Origin of the sequence: Pandoraea cepalis (assembly GCF_902459665.1) — a bacterium.
GTDB lineage: Bacteria > Pseudomonadota > Gammaproteobacteria > Burkholderiales > Burkholderiaceae > Pandoraea > Pandoraea cepalis.
Genome location: NZ_CABPSL010000008.1, coordinates 84,278 through 100,753, shown reverse-complemented (window position 1 = coordinate 100,753; position 16,476 = coordinate 84,278). Strand labels below are relative to the sequence as shown.

The following is a 16,476-nucleotide window of genomic DNA, read 5'->3' as shown; positions in this document are numbered from 1 at the left end:
AGCCGTAGAGCTACTGACGGAGTACGCATGGAACTCGATTTTTCGCCGGTGTGGGCCAACTGGCAAGACCTCGCGCGGGGCGCGCTCGTGACCGTCGAGGTAACGGCCTGCGCGCTGGCGCTGGGCTGCGTGTTGGGTTTGCTGATCGGCATGGGCCGCCTGAATCCGGCGCATCGCATTCGCTACGGCATTTGTACCGCCTACGTCACATTCATTCGCGGTACGCCGCTGCTGGTGCAACTCTTCATTTTGTTCTTCGGCCTGCCGCAGTTCAACATTCTGCTGCCGGCATTCCTGTGCGGTGTACTGGGCCTGGGCATCTATAGCGGCGCCTACGTCTCGGAAATTGTGCGCGGTGCCATCCAGTCGATCGAACGTGGTCAGATGGAAGCCGCCCGCTCGCTCGGCATGCCTTACGGCATGGCCATGCGTTCGGTGATTCTGCCGCAGGCGATCGTGCGCATGATCCCGCCGCTGGGCAATGAATTCATCGCGCTGATCAAGAACTCTGCGCTGGTGTCGCTGCTCACGATTCACGACGTGATGCACGAAGGCCAGAAGATCATCAGCGTGTCGTACCGCTCGCTCGAAGTGTATCTGGCGATTGCGTTTGTCTATCTGATTCTGACCGGCACCACCACGCTGCTGCTGCAGCGCGCCGAGAAGTCCCTGCGTGCCGGAGGTGCCGTGCAATGAACGAAGCGAAGAAGGAATTCGGCGCGCCGATCCTGAAGATCGAAGGACTGGGCAAGGCTTACGGTAGCCTTCAGGTACTCAAGGGCATCGATTTCGAAGTCGATGCGCGCCAGGTGGTCGTCGTCATCGGCCCGAGCGGCTCGGGCAAGAGTACGTTCCTGCGCTGCTGCAACGGGCTGGAGACGGCCGAGCAGGGCACGATCGAGATTGTCGGCCACAAGCTCGTCGATCACGGCAAGATGATGGGCGAGAACGCCCTCAATCAACTGCGCACCGAAGTGGGCATGGTGTTTCAGTCGTTCAATCTGTTCCCGCACTTGACGGTGCTCGAGAATGTGACGCTCGCGCCGCGCAAGCTGCGCGGCATGAAGGCCGCCGAGGCCGAGACACTGGCCCGCGAACTGCTCGCCAAGGTGGGGCTGGCTGCAAAGGCGGACGTCTTCCCCGGCACGCTCTCGGGCGGCCAGAAGCAGCGTGTGGCGATTGCCCGCGCGCTGGCCATGCAGCCGCAGGTCATGTTGTTCGACGAGCCGACGTCGGCGCTCGATCCGGAACTGGTGGGTGAAGTCCTGCAAGTGATGAAGACGCTGGCGAACGACGGCATGACGATGCTCGTCGTCACGCATGAGATGGGGTTCGCACGCGAAGTGGCGGATGTCGTGGTGGTGATGGACCAGGGCCGGATCATCGAAGCCGGGTCGCCCGAGCAGATCTTCACCGCGCCGCGCGAAGCGCGTACGCGGGAGTTTCTGCAAGCGGTTATTGCACGGTAAGGCAAGGCAGGCAAAACGTATGACAATCGATCGAACGGTCTGGCAAGGCCGCGTGGATACCGGTGAAGCCGGCCACACCCTGCGTCTGCATCAGGTGCTGCGCGACTACGACGCGTCGCAGGTCGCGGGTGGCGCCGTTGTGCTGGGGTTTTGCAGTGACGAAGGCGTACGCCGGAATCACGGACGTTTGGGCGCCGTCGCCGGCCCGGACATGCTGCGTCGCGCGCTGGCGAGCTTGCCTGTGCAGGGCTCGCCCGCGGTGTTCGACGGCGGCAATATTGTGTGTGCCGACGGCCGGCTCGAAGCGGCGCAGGCCGCGCTCGGCCATCGCGTGGCCGAGGTGCTGGCGGCGGGCGCCCGTCCGGTGGTACTGGGCGGCGGACACGAGATCGCCTACGGCACATTCCTTGGCGTGGCCGAGCATTTCGGCGACCGCCTGCGCGACGAGCCGATCCTGGTCCTCAACTTCGACGCCCACTTCGATTTGCGTGCCCAGCCGAGCGCCAGTTCGGGGACCCCCTTCTGGCAAATCTCGCAGTGGCTCGCGGGCCGTCAGGCGCCTTTCCGCTACGCGTGTCTTGGCGTGAGCCGTTACAGCAATACCGACGCACTGTTCGAGCGGGCGGCGGCGTTGCAGGTCGACTATTGGCTCGATGAGGCCATGTTGGCGCATCGTCTGCCGGAAATGTGCGAACGACTCGATGCAATGCTCGCCGAGGTGAGCCACGTGTACCTGACCATCGACATGGACGTTTTGCCGGGCGAGAAGGCGCCGGGGGTGTCGGCGCCGGCGGCTCATGGCGTGGCGCTCGAAGTGGTCGAGGCGCTGATCGGTGTGGTGCGTCGTTCGGGCAAGCTGCGCGTGGCGGATATCGCCGAGTACAACCCGACGTACGACCGCGACGGTCTCACGGCCCGCGTCGGTGCGCGTCTGCTGCATCCGCTCATCACGCAATTTCAGGGCTAGGCCGTTAGTCATGCGCGGGCGCGACATGCGGGCCGCATAGGGTTATTTGCGCCGTTCACCGGACTTCTGCGCGACAATAGGGCGGGCGATCGAACCATGGATCGCCCGCCCTATTGGTTTGGTGCGCCGCGGCAAAATCACAGTCGACAAGCGAGGTCATGATGACAGAGCAGACGAACTCCCTGAGCAATACCCATATGGAAGTTGCCACGCTGGCCGGTGGTTGTTTCTGGTGCCTCGAGGCCTGCTACCAGCAGCTCGATGGCGTCAAGTCCGTAGTCTCGGGCTACGAGGGCGGTCATGTCGACAACCCGACCTACGAGCAAGTCTGCGAGGGCGAGACCGGTCACGCGGAAGTGGTGCGGCTGACCTACGACCCCGGCGTCGTCACGTTTGAGGAACTGCTGATCGTGTTCTTCCAGATCCACGATCCGACGACCGTCAATCGCCAGGGCAACGACATCGGCACGCAGTATCGCTCCGCCATCTTCTATCAGGACGAGGCGCAGAAAACGGCGGCAGAACATCTCATCGCCGAGTTGATGGCCGAGATGACCTATGCGCATCCGATTGTCACGCAAGTGGTGCCCGCGCAGACGTTCTGGCCCGCCGAAGCGTATCACCAGAATTACTTCCGCCAGCATCCCGATCAGGGCTACTGCGCGTATGTCGTGGCGCCGAAGCTCAAGAAATTCCGCGAGAAGTTTGCGCGACGCCTTAAGTCGGCCGCATAACCACGCCAACCCTCGACCGCCGCCCCGTTCGTCACCTATCGACTGACGTGTGGAGACTCAGGGCGGCGGCGAGGTAGGGCCGCCCTGACGTCAAAGAATCACGCACATGCCGTTTTGCATCAGGTCGAGCGGATTGTGACGGGTGTGGCGGTTCTCGACTGAGCGAGGTGAGCGGCTCAGATCGGTTTGTTGTTGGCATCGCGCCAACTGCGAAGTGAAATCGCAGAGGGTCGTGTCATCCTGGATCGCCAGTGCGTATCCATTGGGCGGCAACGTGGTGTGTCCGCGCATCCCCGCTGCGCGGTAATGAAAGGCGAGAATCGCCGAGTGATCTTTCCGGATAAGCGAGGCGTGAGGATTGCCTTCATGGAGAAACGCCAGTTCACTCTCGCCGGCGAACAGAAATGCCGCCTCTTGCGCGACGTCAAGTTCCGGGAACGTGAACCGGCCGATATCGATACTGTGGGCCCCAATGTCGTAGGTCAATGCGCTTAGCGTGCCGGGTAAATAAGCCGGATCGTCTCGCAGCAGCGACGGCAGCCCCAACGCTCTGATTCGCGCGTCGACCGAGAGTCTGGCGCCGTCAGGGTGAAGCGTCAGCAAGTCGCCGAGCGTCTTGCGAAGTTCGGCATTGTCGGCGTATCGCGGTGCCCCGCACTCTCTAAGCGGAGTGACGAGTTCCGCGAGCACATTATCGAAGTAGTCGTTGGCTGGAATGGTGCGGCACGCGAAGGTGGCACGCTGAAGAGGCGCGTTGGATCGCTTCGCAGCTTGCGACGTGGGTTTCCACGCGTGCGTCTGATTCTCGATCTTTTCGATATCGATGGCGATTTCGTGGCGATGCGTGCGAGCGTCAATCTCATACGAAACCGGGTTGGATTGCGCGTAAGGAATTGCCAAGGCGAGGAACGGCATGGTTCATGCTCCCTGAAGTCGGTCATGCGGGGAAAGGGGGGGGCGCTGAGAAAAGTCGATGGGCGCGTGACGGCAATCGTCGCCGGACGGACTGCGTCAACCCACGACACTTACGGACGCACCACGGGCTGCCGCAAACAGGATCAGACATGGCTCTCCGACATGCACCGCGTGTCCATAGGCAGCGTCGATGCTGTCGAAGAAGAACGCTTCGACCGCGCTCGGCACCTGTTGCGTCACGATTTCGAAGCGGTGGTGATCGAAACGGATGTCGAGAAACGTAAGACTCGTGTGAAACCAGACCACGTAGCCGGCAAATGGCAGTACCGACGGCAACGCCGGGGCGATTCGAGCCGGGCGCGGCTCGCTGTCTGACGTTGTGGCGGTCTGCGCTTCCAGCCAGCGTCGATAGTCCTCGCGCACAGGTCGGTTTTTCATGGTCGTATCTCCTGAGAAGTGACGACGACGCTTCCTGACGTGTCGAGCGATGGTGCGGCCGTTGTTCTGGTACGGTTTTCGCAAATCGCCTGGACCTTGCAGGATTTGCGTCGCGCTGTCGAAACGTACGGCGTTCGGCGACGCAGCGACGTCCTATGGGCGCTGACATGCTTGCCGGGGCCCGACGCCATCCAAGGCTGGTGATCGGATTCGATCGATGTCCCGCCAACGAATCGATCATGCCTGTTGCGCGGGCTGACGGGCTAAAGGAGCGTCCGAAAGGGGTATCGGATAACGCCTGGTTTTGGCGGCACCGGTGAGACGACGCGCACCGAGGCGACCGTCGTGGTGGTGAATGTGCCTCGGTCTGCCGTTGAATTTTTCTTCAGCGATGGCCGCCGTCGTGGGTTTCGCACGGGCGGATCTCCGCCCGCCGGGGCATCGCGGGCGATAGGGCCCGGAAACCCGCGCCGCGCCTAACCGTTCATATGTTCATTAATTTTCACGTAAAATGGCGGCTCCCCTCCATGTAGTCTTCAGGTAGCCCGCCGTGCGCCCCCTGCCTTTTCGCGATGCGTTGATGGCCATGATTGGCATTGCGCTCGTCAACATGCTGGTCGCTCTCGACCAGACCGTCGTCAGTACTGCATTGCCGTCCATCGTCGCCGAACTCAAGGGCTTTGAGTATTACGCCTGGATCGCGAGCATTTACCTGCTGGCCTCCGTCGTGACCGTGCCGGTGTTCGGAAGACTTGGCGATTACTTCGGTCGTCGCCGGTTCGTGATCGCCTCGGTGCTGACCTTTACCGTCGCCTCGGTGCTTTGCGGTCTGGCCCCCAACATGCCGTTCCTCGTTTTCGCGCGCGGATTGCAGGGGATCGGTGGCGGCATGATGGTCGGTACCGCTTTCGCCTCCGTGCCCGACCTGTTCCCGGACGCTCGCTCGCGCGTGCGCTGGCAGGTCGTGATCACCACGGCCTATGGCATCGGCACGGCGGCGGGGCCATCGCTGGGGGGCCTGCTCTCCGAGCATTTCGGCTGGCGCTCGACATTTTTCGTGAACCTGCCGGTCGGTCTGGCGGCGCTGTATTTCGTCTGGCGATACCTGCCCAAGTTTCCGTCGGCACATCAAGGCGACGTGCGCGTCGACTGGCGTGGCGCACTGTGGATCGCCGTCGTACTCGGCGGCTTTCAGGTGTTCATCGAGAACTTACCGGCCCATGGCGTATCGCTCGGGAATGGGCTGTTGATTGCCGGGGTTGCGATCGGCTTCTGGGTATTGCTGCGCACGGAACGGCGCGCCACCCATCCCATCGTGCCGCTCGACATGTTCCGTCACCCGCAGCTCGTGGTGCTCTTCACATTGTCGGTGCTGATCGGCTTCGTGATGTACTCGCTGATCTTCTTCGCGCCATTGCTGTTGCAGGGCGGCTTCGGTCTCAGCCCGCAGGCGGCCGGCTTGATCGCGACACCGCTCGCCGCGTGCATCGCGCTGGGCAGCTTCATCAATACGCCGATCGTGGTGCGCCTGTCGCGTCCGACCAACATGCTGATCCTCGGGTTCTGTCTGCTGGCCGTGGCCTCGGCCGGGGTGGGGCTGTCCCATCGCGTGACGTCGCACGGCATGATCGCCCTGATGATGGGCTGTGCGGGCATTGGCATCGGCTTCATCCTGAACAACATGAACGTGTTCGGGCAGGAAATCGCCGGGCGCGAACGTTTCGGCATCACCACCGCGCTGTTGCAGTCGACGCGCATGGTCGGCGGCATGCTCGGCACGACGATTGTGGGCACGCTGGTCAATCACTGGTATGCCAACGGGGTGGCCGGTGTGGTGTCGGGTTACGACGGTACGCCGGCGGCCCATGCCGTCGGGCGCGCGCTCGACCCGCGCATCCTGATCGATCCGGTCCTGCGTGCCGACCTGTTGACCGATCTGCGGGCCATGGGAATCGACGGCATGCCGCTGGTCGAAACCGCTCGCCAGACGCTCGTGAACGCCGTCCACGCGGGGGTGCTGCTCACGGGCATCGCGGCGATTGCCGCCGCATTGCTGGTGCGCCGTATCCGGCAGATTCAGTTTCCCAAGCGACACGATCGCTCGGCCGTGGCCGCACCCGAATAAGCCGAGAACCGTTCGGCGTTGTCCGAACGGACTTCGCCGGGTGTCTGAAAGCCAAAGCATGGGGTGCGAGAACCCCCCGTCAAAATGCCGGCTCGGTCCCGACCTCGTTTACAATGCGCGGTGTTTGCCGGGTGAGCCGGCATCTCCGATTTTTGTGAACGAGGTTTCCATGATCATCAAGCCACGCGTGCGCGGCTTCATCTGCGTCACCACCCATCCTGTCGGCTGCGAGGCCAACGTCAAGCAACAGATCGCGTATGTGAAGGCGCAGGGTGCGATTGCGAACGGCCCGAAGAAGGTGCTCGTGATCGGTGCGTCGACCGGCTACGGCCTGGCCGCGCGCATTACCGCCGCCTTCGGCAGCGACGCCGCAACGCTGGGCGTGTTCTTCGAGCGCGCCGGTAGCGAGACCAAGCCGGGAACGCCGGGTTGGTACAACACGGCAGCCTTCGACAAGTTCGCCACCGAGAAGGGGCTGTACGCGAAGAGCATCAACGGCGACGCCTTCTCCAAGGAAATCAAGGCCAAGACGATCGAGACGATCAAGCAGGATCTCGGTCAGGTCGATCTGGTCGTCTACAGCCTGGCGTCGCCGCGCCGCACGCATCCGGAAACGGGGCAGGTGTTCAGCTCGGTGCTCAAACCGGTGGGCAAGTCGGTGACGTTGCGCGGTATCGATACCGACAAGGAAGTCGTCAAGGCGTCGGTGTTCGAGCCGGCCACGCAGGAAGAGATCGACAACACGGTGGCCGTCATGGGCGGCGAAGACTGGCAGATGTGGATCGACGCGCTCGCCGACGCGGGCGTGCTCGCCCCGGGCGCCAAGACCACGGCGTTCACGTATCTCGGCGAGAAGCTCACGCACGACATCTACTGGAATGGGTCCATTGGCGCGGCCAAAAAGGATCTCGACGAGAAGGTGCTGGGCCTTCGCGCCAAACTCGCGGCCAGCGGCGGCGACGCGCGCGTGGCCGTGCTCAAGGCGCTGGTCACGCAAGCCAGCTCGGCCATCCCGATGATGCCGCTCTACCTCTCGCTGCTGTTCAAGGTGATGAAGGCCAAGGGCACGCATGAAGGGTGCATCGAGCAGATCTACGGCCTGTACAAGGACAGCCTGTATGGCGCGACGCCCAAGCTCGACGACGAAGGCCGTGTGCGCACCGATCAGAAGGAGCTTTCGCCCGACGTGCAAGCTGAAGTCGCTGCACTGTGGGACAAGGTGACCGACGAGAACCTGTATGACCTCACGGACTTCGCCGGCTACAAGCACGAATTCCTGCGCTTGTTTGGATTCGAGATCGACGGTGTGGATTACGAGGCCGACGTGAATCCAGACGTGCCGATTCCGCATCTCGTGGCGTAAGGCGTAAGGGCGTCCGGGAGCGTTCAAGCCCTTCCCGGGACGTTCAGCCACTTCGCAGTGCAATCACGATGGCCCGAGTTCGGCGCAGATGCCGGCTCGGGCCATCGTCACTCCGCGCTGGCGAGCGACGGTGTCGAAGACAACTCGACGATACGTTCGGCCAACGCGCAGCACGACAGTGGTGAAGAGCCTTCGGCCTTGTTGTTGACGATCACGTACACGGGATGGCCAGCGAGGGCGTAGTGGGCGGCCAGCGCGGCCAGCACGTCGCGCGTGACCGGGTCGGGATCGACAATTTTGTCGAACGGCGCATATTTCGCCTTGGCTTGCTCGTAGCGATGGCCACTGTTCAGATTCCAGCGCACCACGAGTGGCCCGGCGCCCGCTTCGTCGAGCATCGCCAGTGCCGCGGCCTGCCGCTCCACATGCGGCATCCGCGCGTGCAGGCCGAGGCAATAGCGCACCCCCAACGGCCCGAGCGAGCGCATGAGACGCGGCGTGAGCAACGCGCCGTCGCGAATTTCCAGTGCGTAGCACGGCCCGGGAGCGGCGAGGCCTTCGGGTGTAGTGTCCCCCTGCGGCAGTGGCGGCAGCGCGGCGAAGAACGCTTCGATACGGTGAATCAGGGCGGGGATGTCGCGCAGCAGATCCGACGGCAAGGGCGACACTTGAAACACCAGCACGCCCGCCTTCGACCCGAGCCCGGTCAGGCACGGGGTCACGAACTGCTCGGCGGCAATTCGCGCGTCGAGAAAGCAGGGGTTCGCGCTCAGGCCTTCGCCTTTTTCTCCGCGCACGAGGGCGTCGGTCACGACGCTGGGCGCCTTGACCAGGAAGCGGAAGTCCTCCGGCACCTGCTGCGCGTACTTCTGATACTCGACAATCGACATCGGTTTGTAGAACGACCGGTCGATCCCCACGCAACGCAGCACCGGATGGCTCGCGTATGCGGTGAGCCCCTGACGCGAGAGCTTGGTGTCGCTGTAGTCGTCGTCCCAGACAATGCCTTTCCAGCCCGGGAACGACCACGACGAGGTGCCCAGGCGAATCGAGCCGGGTAGCCGCTCGCCCAGCCGATGCACGTCGCCGGGAAGGTCGGCCGCACCGACACCGCCGCGGCGTGTTTGACCGGCGCGAGGGGCGTGGCTTGCCGGTGCCGCGGTGTCGCCATCGACCTGCCTGGCACGTCCGCCTGTCGCGGGATCGTCAGGCGCCGTGCCAAACAGATCGAACTGGCTCATCGGTTCTCGTACATGTAACGGCGCGACCAGGGCAGACGCGTGGCGGATTGACCCGCCTTGCGGCAGACCACCTGATAGAGCGAGACGTGATCATGCTCGAACGCGTATGCGCAACCCGCCAGGTACACACGCCAGACGCGGAAGCGCTCTTCGCCCGCCAGTTCGCGCAGACGCGGGGCGTGCGCTTCAAAGCGCTCGGACCAGAGCGCGAGGGTGCGGGCATAGTGACGGCGCAGGCTTTCCACATCACTCGCTTCGAGTCCACCGCGCTGCATCGATTCGAGCGCGAGGCTGATATGCGGCAACTCGCCGTTGGGGAACACGTACTTGTCGATGAAATCGCCGCCACCCATCGCCGTCTCGCCGCTATCCGGATCGGTCGAGGTGATGCCATGGTTCATGGCGACGCCGTCGTCCGTGAGCAGCGACGCCATCTTGGCGAAGTAGTCTTTCAGGTTCTTGCGTCCAACGTGCTCGAACATCCCCACGCTCGTGATGCGATCGAACTGACCTTCCACGTCGCGGTAATCCTGGATGCGAATTTCGATCCTATCCGTCAAACCGAGTTTCCTGACCCGTTCGGTGGCCAGATCGAACTGATTCTGCGACAGCGTGATGCCGACACATTTCGCCCCGAACTTCTGCGCAGCGCGAATCACAAGGGCGCCCCAGCCGCAGCCGATATCGAGCAGTGTCTGTCCGGGCTGCAAGGCGATCTTGGTGAGAATGTGATCGATCTTCTTTTCTTGCGCCGTATCGAGGTCTTCGTCGCCGTTCTCGAAGTAGGCACACGAATAGACCATGTTCTTGTCCAGCCAGAGCTGGTAGAACTCGTTCGACACGTCGTAGTGGAACTCGATCGAGCGCTTGTCGGACTTCTTGCTGTGCGTGTAGTGGCGCACCGCACGTTCCAGCGGGCCGAGCGTGGCGAGGCTGCTGCCGGCGAGGGCGTAACTCATGTCGATGACGTCGACGAGCTTGCCCTCGACGTCGATCTCGCCCTTCACATAGGCCTCGCCGAGATTGTCCAGGCTGGGACTCAACAGACGCGTCACGGCCGCGGGGCCATTGATGCGCAACGTTACGCTGGGGTTATCGAACGCGCCGAAATCGTAGTGCTGTCCATTCCAGAGCGCGAGGCGGATCGGCAGGTTGGAGGATGTCTTGACGCCGCTGACCCAGTTTTCGAGTTTTTTCTCCCACAACATGGATATGCTCCAAGTGTCACCAAAAAAACTTCATTCCGTAGCGCACGGCACAGTGACGTCTCCTCGTCAAACGGGCAGGCAGGCGTACCGCGTCGGCGTCGCCGACATCATGATTACGGGGACAGGCGCGCGACGCGCCAGGATCCGTCGGCAAGCTGGAAATATTTGATGCGATCGTGCAGGCGCGACTCGCGGCCCTGCCAGAATTCGAAGGTCTCCGGCAGGAGCCGGTAGCCCCCCCAATGGGGCGGTCGCGGCGGGGCGTCGCCGAACTGGCGCCGGAATTCCGCCTCGCGTTGCTCGATGATGCTGCGATCCGCCACTTCGGCGCTCTGTACCGAGGCCCAGGCCCCCAGACGGGAGCCCACCGGGCGCGAATGATAATAAGCGTCGCTCTGCGCTTCGCTCACCTTCTCGACACGGCCCTCGATGCGCACCTGCCGCTCGAGTTCGATCCAGTGAAACAGCAGGCAACCGTAAGGCGTGGCCGCCAGTTCGCGGCCTTTGCGCGACTCGTAATTCGTGAAGAACGTGAATCCGTTTTCGTCCGCGCCCTTGATGAGTACGATGCGAGCGTCAGGCCGGCCGTCAGGCGTGACGGTGGCGAGCGTCATGGCATTGGGCTCGGGCAGTTGGGCCGCGAGCGCTTGCTCGAACCAGCGTCGGAATTGATCGAACGGGCTGGGCGCGACATCGGTCTCGGAAAGTGAGCCGAGGGCGTAATTTTTGCGCAGGTCCGCGAGAGAAAGCGTCTGGGTCACGACGATCGGTGTCGGTCTGTTGCGGGTGGGGTTGCGACACAGTATAGCGAAGAGTCGGCGAACGTGCGCAAGAGACGATTTGCCGCATTGCCTGTGCATCAATTCGCCGAATGCACCGTGGGACGGGCGATTCGCGTCATGTGCTTGATATTTAAGGAGTGAACTAATGGACGGTGCGGTTGGCGCCATCCGCGACGTAGCGTGGCTCGGCGGCGACAATTCCCTAATCCCGGCATGGGCATTGCTTTGGCCGAGTGACGGCGACGTGATCGGCATGGGCGGTCAGGGCGGTCAGGGCGTTTCGCGGCCCGGCCCGAACGTCGGGGCCGTGGCCGACGCGCGGGGTTCGCGCTGGCCGCCGGCCGGATTGCCGTTCGCGCCGGGCACCGGCTTGACCGCCGACGGATGGCGGCTGGGGGGACGCTTCAGGCTGGCGAGCAGTTCGCCGCAAGGGCTGTCCTTGCCCGGGCCGAGTTCGAGCAGTGGCACGAGCGCCGTGTACGGCGCGAGCACGCCCAGTGCGATCGCGCCCCCGGCGCGGGCGATCAGCGTGGGGACATTCACGCCGACGTCCGGATGCTTGAATGTGCCCCGCACATAGAGCGGCGAGCGCAAGGACAGGAGGCCGAAGTGCTTCGGCTCGGGCCGGATGGTCAGATTGAAGTGCTCGCGCTTGAGATCGACCTGTCCGGTAACGCCAATGCTCGTGTCGTCGGTGTCGACGACGAACGTACGCGCGTCCATGACACCGTCGCGCACGGCAAAGTCGGCGGCCGCGCATCGCATCTCGATCTGCTTGTCGCCGAAGAGTTTGGTGACGACGATATTACCGACGTTGAGCCCCAGATACTCCAGCAGCAGCTTGCTCATCGAGCCGCGGTCGATCAGTGTCTTGATCTCGCCATTCGACGAGCCGGCCAGCGCGGCAATCGAGTTGCCGGTCGCCGTGAGCGCGGCGTCGCCGTTGACCTCGCCGACGCTCGTCTTCATCAGATTGACGTCCGGCAGCAATTGCTTCATCTGCAGGTGGCGGAGCGAGACCTGCGAATCGACCTTCATCGGCGTGGTCTGCCCGTCGAGCACGAGGGTCGAGGTGATGCGTCCGCCCGCAACGCCGAATTCCAGTGGCCGGAGCGAGAGTACGCCGTCGTCGAGCACGAGATGGGTGACGAGGTTGTCGATCGGCAGGCGTTTGTCCTTGATGATCTTGCGGCCGGTGAACTGCACGTCGGCGTCGATGGCACGCCAGCGATCGGTCTTGAACGGGTCGACCGGCAGCACCTTGTCGGACGGCGGCGCCTTAGGCTTGCCCGTGAGATCGCCGCCGCCCGAAGGGTTCTGTGCGCCGACAAGCGGGCCGAGATCGACCAGCCGCAATTGATTCGACACGACCGCGCCCTGCAGGATATTGCGCGGCTGCCGCTGACGAAAGACCAGGGTGCCGGACAGATCGCTCTGCCCGACCTTGCCCTGGAAGCGTTCATAACGCCACACGCCCGCCGTATGCAACAGATGACCGTTGGTCTCGTAGGCCGGGGTTTGCGGCAGCAGCACGCCGGTAATCGGATACAGGTCGGCCATCGTCGGCCCGGACAGGCGCAGATGCATGTCGAGCGCGGAGAGCGTGGCCGGATTCGTGAACGTGCCAATGGCTGCGATCTGCGTGCGTCCGATGCGCACGTCGGCATCGAGCGGGAAGGGATCGCCGGTATCTTCGAGTGAGAGCACGTCGCCTGCGCGGGCGTGGCCGGTGACGGCGACCTTGCGAAAGGTGCCTTTGAGCGAAATGCCGATGCCGTACGGTGCCTGGCCGTCGATGGTGGCGATGTTCGCGTTCAGATCGAGCTGCTGCGGCACGAGATTGGCGTGGACCTCACCGTCTTCGAGAATCAGGCGGCCGATGCGCAGTGTCCACGGCGACGGTTTGCCGTCGCCCTTCGTGAAGGTCCAGTTGTTTTGCCCGTCGGCCCGCTGCTCGATGAGCACCTTCGGCGCGGACAAGGCGACTTCGGGCAGAACCACGTGCTTGTCGAGCAGCGGCAGCCATTCAAGTGAGAACGTGAGCCGGCCCAGCGTGATCATGTTCGGCGTCTGGCTCCACGCAACATTGCCTAACACGATATCATTCGCGATCAGGCGAGGCCGCGGCAGCCAGCGCCCCAGCCCGGGGGCATTGGCGTTCGGGGCCAGCCAGTGCAGCGAGAGGTCGCCCCGGATGTCGAACGGACGACCGGTCGCGGTGCTCACCTCCCGGTTGATGAAGGGCCGGGCGTAGTTCCAGTCAAACCACGTGATGAACGCCGCGAATGCCAGCACGATGGCGACCATCGTGATCGCCAGCCATTTCAAGGACGTTACCCATCGCATCATGAACAGTACCCCGTCGAATATGTTTGCTCCGGTGCCCACTCCGCCACCGGAGGAAGATTTTGACGCCGGCCGCCGTTTCGGCGGCGTCGCGCGTTTGTACGGTAACGACGGTCTCGCGCGCCTGCGTGACGCGCACGTGGCCGTCATCGGCATTGGCGGCGTTGGCTCGTGGGTGGCCGAGGCACTGGCGCGCAGCGCCGTGGGCCGGCTCACGCTCATCGATCTCGATAACGTCGCCGAAAGCAATGCCAATCGTCAGGTGCATGCGCTCAACGGCAACTTCGGCAAGCCGAAGGTGACCGCGATGGCCGAGCGAATCCTGGCCATCAATCCCGCCTGCCAACTCACGCTGGTCGAGGACTTCGTTGCCCTGGACAACCTCGACGCCATGCTGGGCGGCGGCTTCGACTGGGTCGTCGATGCCATCGACAGCGTCCGCGTGAAGACGGCACTCATCGCGTGGTGCGTGGCGCATGCGCAGCGTCTGATCACCGTGGGTGGGGCCGGCGGTCAGATCGATCCGACACGCATCCGTATCGACGATCTCACCCGCACGATCCAGGATCCACTGTTGGCCAAAGTGCGCGCGCAATTACGCAAGCAACATGGTTTTGTCCGTGGGCCGAAAGCCAAGTTCAACGTACCCGCCGTGTACTCGGATGAGCCGTTGCAGTACCCGGAAGCGGCGTGCGCCCCCGCTGAAGCGGCGAATGCCGTTGCGGGCCCGCAGGGCCTGAACTGCGCCGGTTTCGGCTCGAGCGTGTGTGTCACGGCCACCTTCGGCATGGCGGCCGCCGCTTACGTTTTGAAGCGAATCACGACGCGTGCCGCCTGAAAGCTTCGCTGACGTGCTCCTGTTGTACCAAGGTGTGCTCGTCACGTCTGTAACCAAAAGTTACCAATCGAGGCCGATCTCTCGATCGAGACGACGATGTTTCGCCGTCTGAAATGACAATGGCCGGGATGGTTCCCGGCCATTGTCAACGCGGTGCCCACGCTTCTGAATGTCGTTACGGACGACGAGACAACCCGATGACGTGAATCGTTAGCGCAGTTCGCGGCGCAGCACCTTGCCGACCGGCGTCTTGGGCAGTTCCGTGCGGAACTCGATCAGGTGCGGCACCTTGTAGTTCGTCAGGTGTTCGCGGCAGAAGTCGACGATGGCCTTCTCCGTCAGGTCCTGCGCCTTCTTGACGATCACGGCCTTCACCGCTTCGCCGGTACGCTCGCTCGGCACGCCGACGACGGCCGATTCGAGCACGCCCGGGCACATGGCCAACACGCTCTCCACCTCGTTCGGGTACACATTGAAGCCCGACACGATGATCATGTCCTTCTTGCGATCGGTGATGCGCACGTACCCTTGTTCGTCCATCGTGCCGATGTCGCCCGTGCGCAGCCAGCCGTCGGGCGTGACGGTCTTGGCGGTCTCGTCAGGGCGGTTCCAGTAGCCCTTCATGACTTGCGGGCCGCGCACACAGATTTCCCCTTCCTGTCCGAAGCCGAGCGCTTCGTTGGCATCGTTGCGGATACTCACCTCCGTCGACGAGATCGGCAGGCCAATGGAGCCGTTGAACTCGCTGCCGAGTGGGTTGATGCACACGGCGGGCGATGTCTCGGTCAGACCGTAAGCTTCGATCAGCGCATGGCCCGTGACCTTCTGCCAGCGCTCGGCCACCGCCCGTTGCACGGCGGCGCCGCCGCCGAGTGCGCATTTGAGTGCGCTGAAGTCGAGTTGGTCGAAGCCCGGGGTATTGAGCAGTCCGTTGAACAGCGTGTTGACGCCGGTCATGAACGTGAACCGCCACTTCCCCAGTTCCTTCACGAAGCCGGGCATGTCGCGCGGGTTGGTAATCAGCAGGTTCAGTGCGCCCAGTTGGAGGAACACCAGGCAGTTCGCCGTCAGGCAGAAGATGTGATAGAGCGGCAGGGCGGTGACGATGATTTCCTTGCCTTCCTCGAGTCCCTCGCCGATCCAGGCGCGCGCCTGCAACATGTTGGCGATCATGTTGCGATGCGTGAGCATGGCGCCCTTGGCAACGCCGGTGGTGCCGCCCGTGTATTGCAGGAACGCGATGTCGTCGTGACCCAGCGGCACTTCCTGATGCGTGGCGCGTGCGCCGTTCGCCAGCGCGGTGCGGAACGGCACCGCGTGCGGGATGTGCCACTCGGGCACCATCTTCTTCACGTGGCGCACCACGTAGTTCACGATCCAGCGCTTCGGCGCGGGCACGAGGTCGCCGATGGCCGTCGTGATCACGTGCTTGACCGGCGTGTTGGGCAAGGCCTTTTGCAGCGTGGCGGCGAAGTTCTCGATCACGACGATGGCGCCGCAGCCGGCATCCTGGAGTTGATGCTCGAGTTCGCCCGCGGTGTAGAGCGGATTGACGTTGACGACGACCATCCCGGCACGCAGGATGCCGAAGACGGCGACCGGGTATTGCAACAGGTTCGGCGACATGATTGCCACGCGCGAGCCGCGCTCGAGTCCGGGCAGGCTTTGCAGATACGCGGCGAAGTGGCGCGATTGGCGCTCGAGGTCGGCGAATGTCATCGTCACCCCGAGATTGGTGAACGACGGACGATTCGCAAACTTCCGGCAGCTCTGCAGGAACAGATCGTTCAGCGAACGATACGTGTTGACGTCGATCTCGGCCGGCACGCCGGGCGGATAGCTCTTGAGCCAGACTTTTTCCATGAGCGCCTCCTTGAATATGGTTTTTATCGCATCGTCGTCGCCGGGGGAAGAGCGTAGGCGCGCGGTGCGTGGTTTCGTCGCATTTTTCTTTTGGCCGCGCGAGAGAGGGAGCCGAACCGATTGTCTTGCCGATCCGGTCTCGCGCGTGCGGCAAACGCGCCCTTCGACGCGCTGCAAAAAGCCGTAG

Annotated in this window: 14 protein-coding genes; 7 read left to right on the top strand and 7 right to left on the bottom strand. The window is 63.4% G+C overall.

The window, feature by feature from the left end; all coding sequences use genetic code 11:
• Positions 1-27: 27 nt before the first annotated feature.
• The 4 genes from PCE31106_RS12420 (at position 28) to msrA (ending at position 3,170) form a co-directional block, all read left to right on the top strand.
• The gene (locus tag PCE31106_RS12420) at positions 28-696 is read left to right on the top strand and encodes an amino acid ABC transporter permease (RefSeq protein ID WP_150563454.1); all 669 of its coding nucleotides are present in this window, start codon (positions 28-30) and stop codon (positions 694-696) included.
• Complete coding sequence (locus PCE31106_RS12415) at positions 693-1,469, top strand: amino acid ABC transporter ATP-binding protein (protein ID WP_017235008.1); 777 nt, start codon at positions 693-695, stop codon at positions 1,467-1,469. The genes PCE31106_RS12420 and PCE31106_RS12415 overlap by 4 nt, the downstream gene beginning before the upstream one ends.
• A 19-nt stretch (positions 1,470-1,488) precedes the next feature.
• Positions 1,489-2,436: a formimidoylglutamase gene (hutG, locus tag PCE31106_RS12410; protein ID WP_150563453.1), complete on the top strand. Its 948-nt coding sequence runs from the start codon at positions 1,489-1,491 to the stop codon at positions 2,434-2,436.
• 158 nt (positions 2,437-2,594) lie between these two features.
• On the top strand, positions 2,595-3,170 hold the full coding sequence (gene msrA, locus PCE31106_RS12405) for a peptide-methionine (S)-S-oxide reductase MsrA (RefSeq protein ID WP_246181909.1): 576 nt from the start codon (positions 2,595-2,597) through the stop codon (positions 3,168-3,170).
• 90 nt (positions 3,171-3,260) lie between these two features.
• Here the strand turns inward: msrA and PCE31106_RS12400 are convergent, their stop codons facing one another.
• Both PCE31106_RS12400 and PCE31106_RS12395 read right to left on the bottom strand, forming a co-directional pair.
• Complete coding sequence (locus tag PCE31106_RS12400) at positions 3,261-4,085, bottom strand: hypothetical protein (RefSeq protein ID WP_150563452.1); 825 nt, start codon at positions 4,083-4,085, stop codon at positions 3,261-3,263.
• Positions 4,086-4,181: 96 nt separating this feature from the next.
• On the bottom strand, positions 4,182-4,523 hold the full coding sequence (locus PCE31106_RS12395) for a hypothetical protein (protein ID WP_150563451.1): 342 nt from the start codon (positions 4,521-4,523) through the stop codon (positions 4,182-4,184).
• A gap of 586 nt (positions 4,524-5,109) precedes the next feature.
• Between PCE31106_RS12395 and PCE31106_RS12390 the strand changes: the two genes are divergently transcribed.
• The gene (locus tag PCE31106_RS12390) at positions 5,110-6,648 is read left to right on the top strand and encodes an MFS transporter (RefSeq protein WP_026132158.1); all 1,539 of its coding nucleotides are present in this window, start codon (positions 5,110-5,112) and stop codon (positions 6,646-6,648) included.
• 169 nt (positions 6,649-6,817) lie between these two features.
• Positions 6,818-8,011, top strand: a complete 1,194-nt coding sequence (fabV, locus tag PCE31106_RS12385) for an enoyl-ACP reductase FabV (protein ID WP_017235013.1) — start codon at positions 6,818-6,820, stop codon at positions 8,009-8,011.
• Between the two features lie 107 nt (positions 8,012-8,118).
• Here the strand turns inward: fabV and PCE31106_RS12380 are convergent, their stop codons facing one another.
• The 4 genes from PCE31106_RS12380 to PCE31106_RS12365 form a co-directional block, all read right to left on the bottom strand.
• On the bottom strand, positions 8,119-9,252 hold the full coding sequence (locus PCE31106_RS12380) for a DUF72 domain-containing protein (protein ID WP_150563450.1): 1,134 nt from the start codon (positions 9,250-9,252) through the stop codon (positions 8,119-8,121).
• Positions 9,249-10,460 carry a class I SAM-dependent methyltransferase gene (locus PCE31106_RS12375; protein WP_150563449.1) on the bottom strand — a complete coding sequence of 404 codons (1,212 nt, stop codon included), beginning with the start codon at positions 10,458-10,460 and terminating at the stop codon, positions 9,249-9,251. Before PCE31106_RS12375 ends, PCE31106_RS12380 begins: the two co-directional genes overlap by 4 nt.
• Positions 10,461-10,573: 113 nt before the next feature.
• Positions 10,574-11,221, bottom strand: a complete 648-nt coding sequence (gene pdxH / locus PCE31106_RS12370) for a pyridoxamine 5'-phosphate oxidase (protein WP_150563448.1) — start codon at positions 11,219-11,221, stop codon at positions 10,574-10,576.
• Positions 11,222-11,512: 291 nt separating this feature from the next.
• The gene (locus PCE31106_RS12365) at positions 11,513-13,591 is read right to left on the bottom strand and encodes an AsmA family protein (RefSeq protein ID WP_254441004.1); all 2,079 of its coding nucleotides are present in this window, start codon (positions 13,589-13,591) and stop codon (positions 11,513-11,515) included.
• On the opposite strand from PCE31106_RS12365, the gene tcdA reads away from it, so the two are divergent.
• A complete protein-coding gene (gene tcdA, locus PCE31106_RS12360) occupies positions 13,590-14,426 on the top strand; it encodes a tRNA cyclic N6-threonylcarbamoyladenosine(37) synthase TcdA (RefSeq protein ID WP_150563447.1) in 837 nt (278 codons plus the stop codon). The two genes, PCE31106_RS12365 and tcdA, sit on opposite strands and share 2 nt — an antisense overlap.
• 210 nt (positions 14,427-14,636) lie before the next feature.
• On the opposite strand, the gene PCE31106_RS12355 is transcribed toward tcdA, so the two are convergent.
• Positions 14,637-16,289, bottom strand: a complete 1,653-nt coding sequence (locus PCE31106_RS12355) for an AMP-binding protein (protein WP_130026636.1) — start codon at positions 16,287-16,289, stop codon at positions 14,637-14,639.
• Positions 16,290-16,476 lie beyond the last annotated feature (187 nt).

What these genes read in the sequence shown, in the direction of transcription:
- PCE31106_RS12420 (WP_150563454.1), top strand. Translation starts at nt 28, where the DNA reads ATGGAACTCGATTTTTCGCCGGTGTGGGCCAACTGGCAAGACCTCGCG.
- PCE31106_RS12415 (WP_017235008.1), top strand. Translation starts at nt 693, where the DNA reads ATGAACGAAGCGAAGAAGGAATTCGGCGCGCCGATCCTGAAGATCGAA.
- hutG (WP_150563453.1), top strand. Translation starts at nt 1,489, where the DNA reads ATGACAATCGATCGAACGGTCTGGCAAGGCCGCGTGGATACCGGTGAA.
- msrA (WP_246181909.1), top strand. Translation starts at nt 2,595, where the DNA reads ATGATGACAGAGCAGACGAACTCCCTGAGCAATACCCATATGGAAGTT.
- PCE31106_RS12400 (WP_150563452.1), bottom strand. Translation starts at nt 4,085, where the DNA reads ATGCCGTTCCTCGCCTTGGCAATTCCTTACGCGCAATCCAACCCGGTT.
- PCE31106_RS12395 (WP_150563451.1), bottom strand. Translation starts at nt 4,523, where the DNA reads ATGAAAAACCGACCTGTGCGCGAGGACTATCGACGCTGGCTGGAAGCG.
- PCE31106_RS12390 (WP_026132158.1), top strand. Translation starts at nt 5,110, where the DNA reads ATGATTGGCATTGCGCTCGTCAACATGCTGGTCGCTCTCGACCAGACC.
- fabV (WP_017235013.1), top strand. Translation starts at nt 6,818, where the DNA reads ATGATCATCAAGCCACGCGTGCGCGGCTTCATCTGCGTCACCACCCAT.
- PCE31106_RS12380 (WP_150563450.1), bottom strand. Translation starts at nt 9,252, where the DNA reads ATGAGCCAGTTCGATCTGTTTGGCACGGCGCCTGACGATCCCGCGACA.
- PCE31106_RS12375 (WP_150563449.1), bottom strand. Translation starts at nt 10,460, where the DNA reads ATGTTGTGGGAGAAAAAACTCGAAAACTGGGTCAGCGGCGTCAAGACA.
- tcdA (WP_150563447.1), top strand. Translation starts at nt 13,590, where the DNA reads ATGAACAGTACCCCGTCGAATATGTTTGCTCCGGTGCCCACTCCGCCA.
- PCE31106_RS12365 (WP_254441004.1), bottom strand. Translation starts at nt 13,591, where the DNA reads ATGATGCGATGGGTAACGTCCTTGAAATGGCTGGCGATCACGATGGTC.
- PCE31106_RS12355 (WP_130026636.1), bottom strand. Translation starts at nt 16,289, where the DNA reads ATGGAAAAAGTCTGGCTCAAGAGCTATCCGCCCGGCGTGCCGGCCGAG.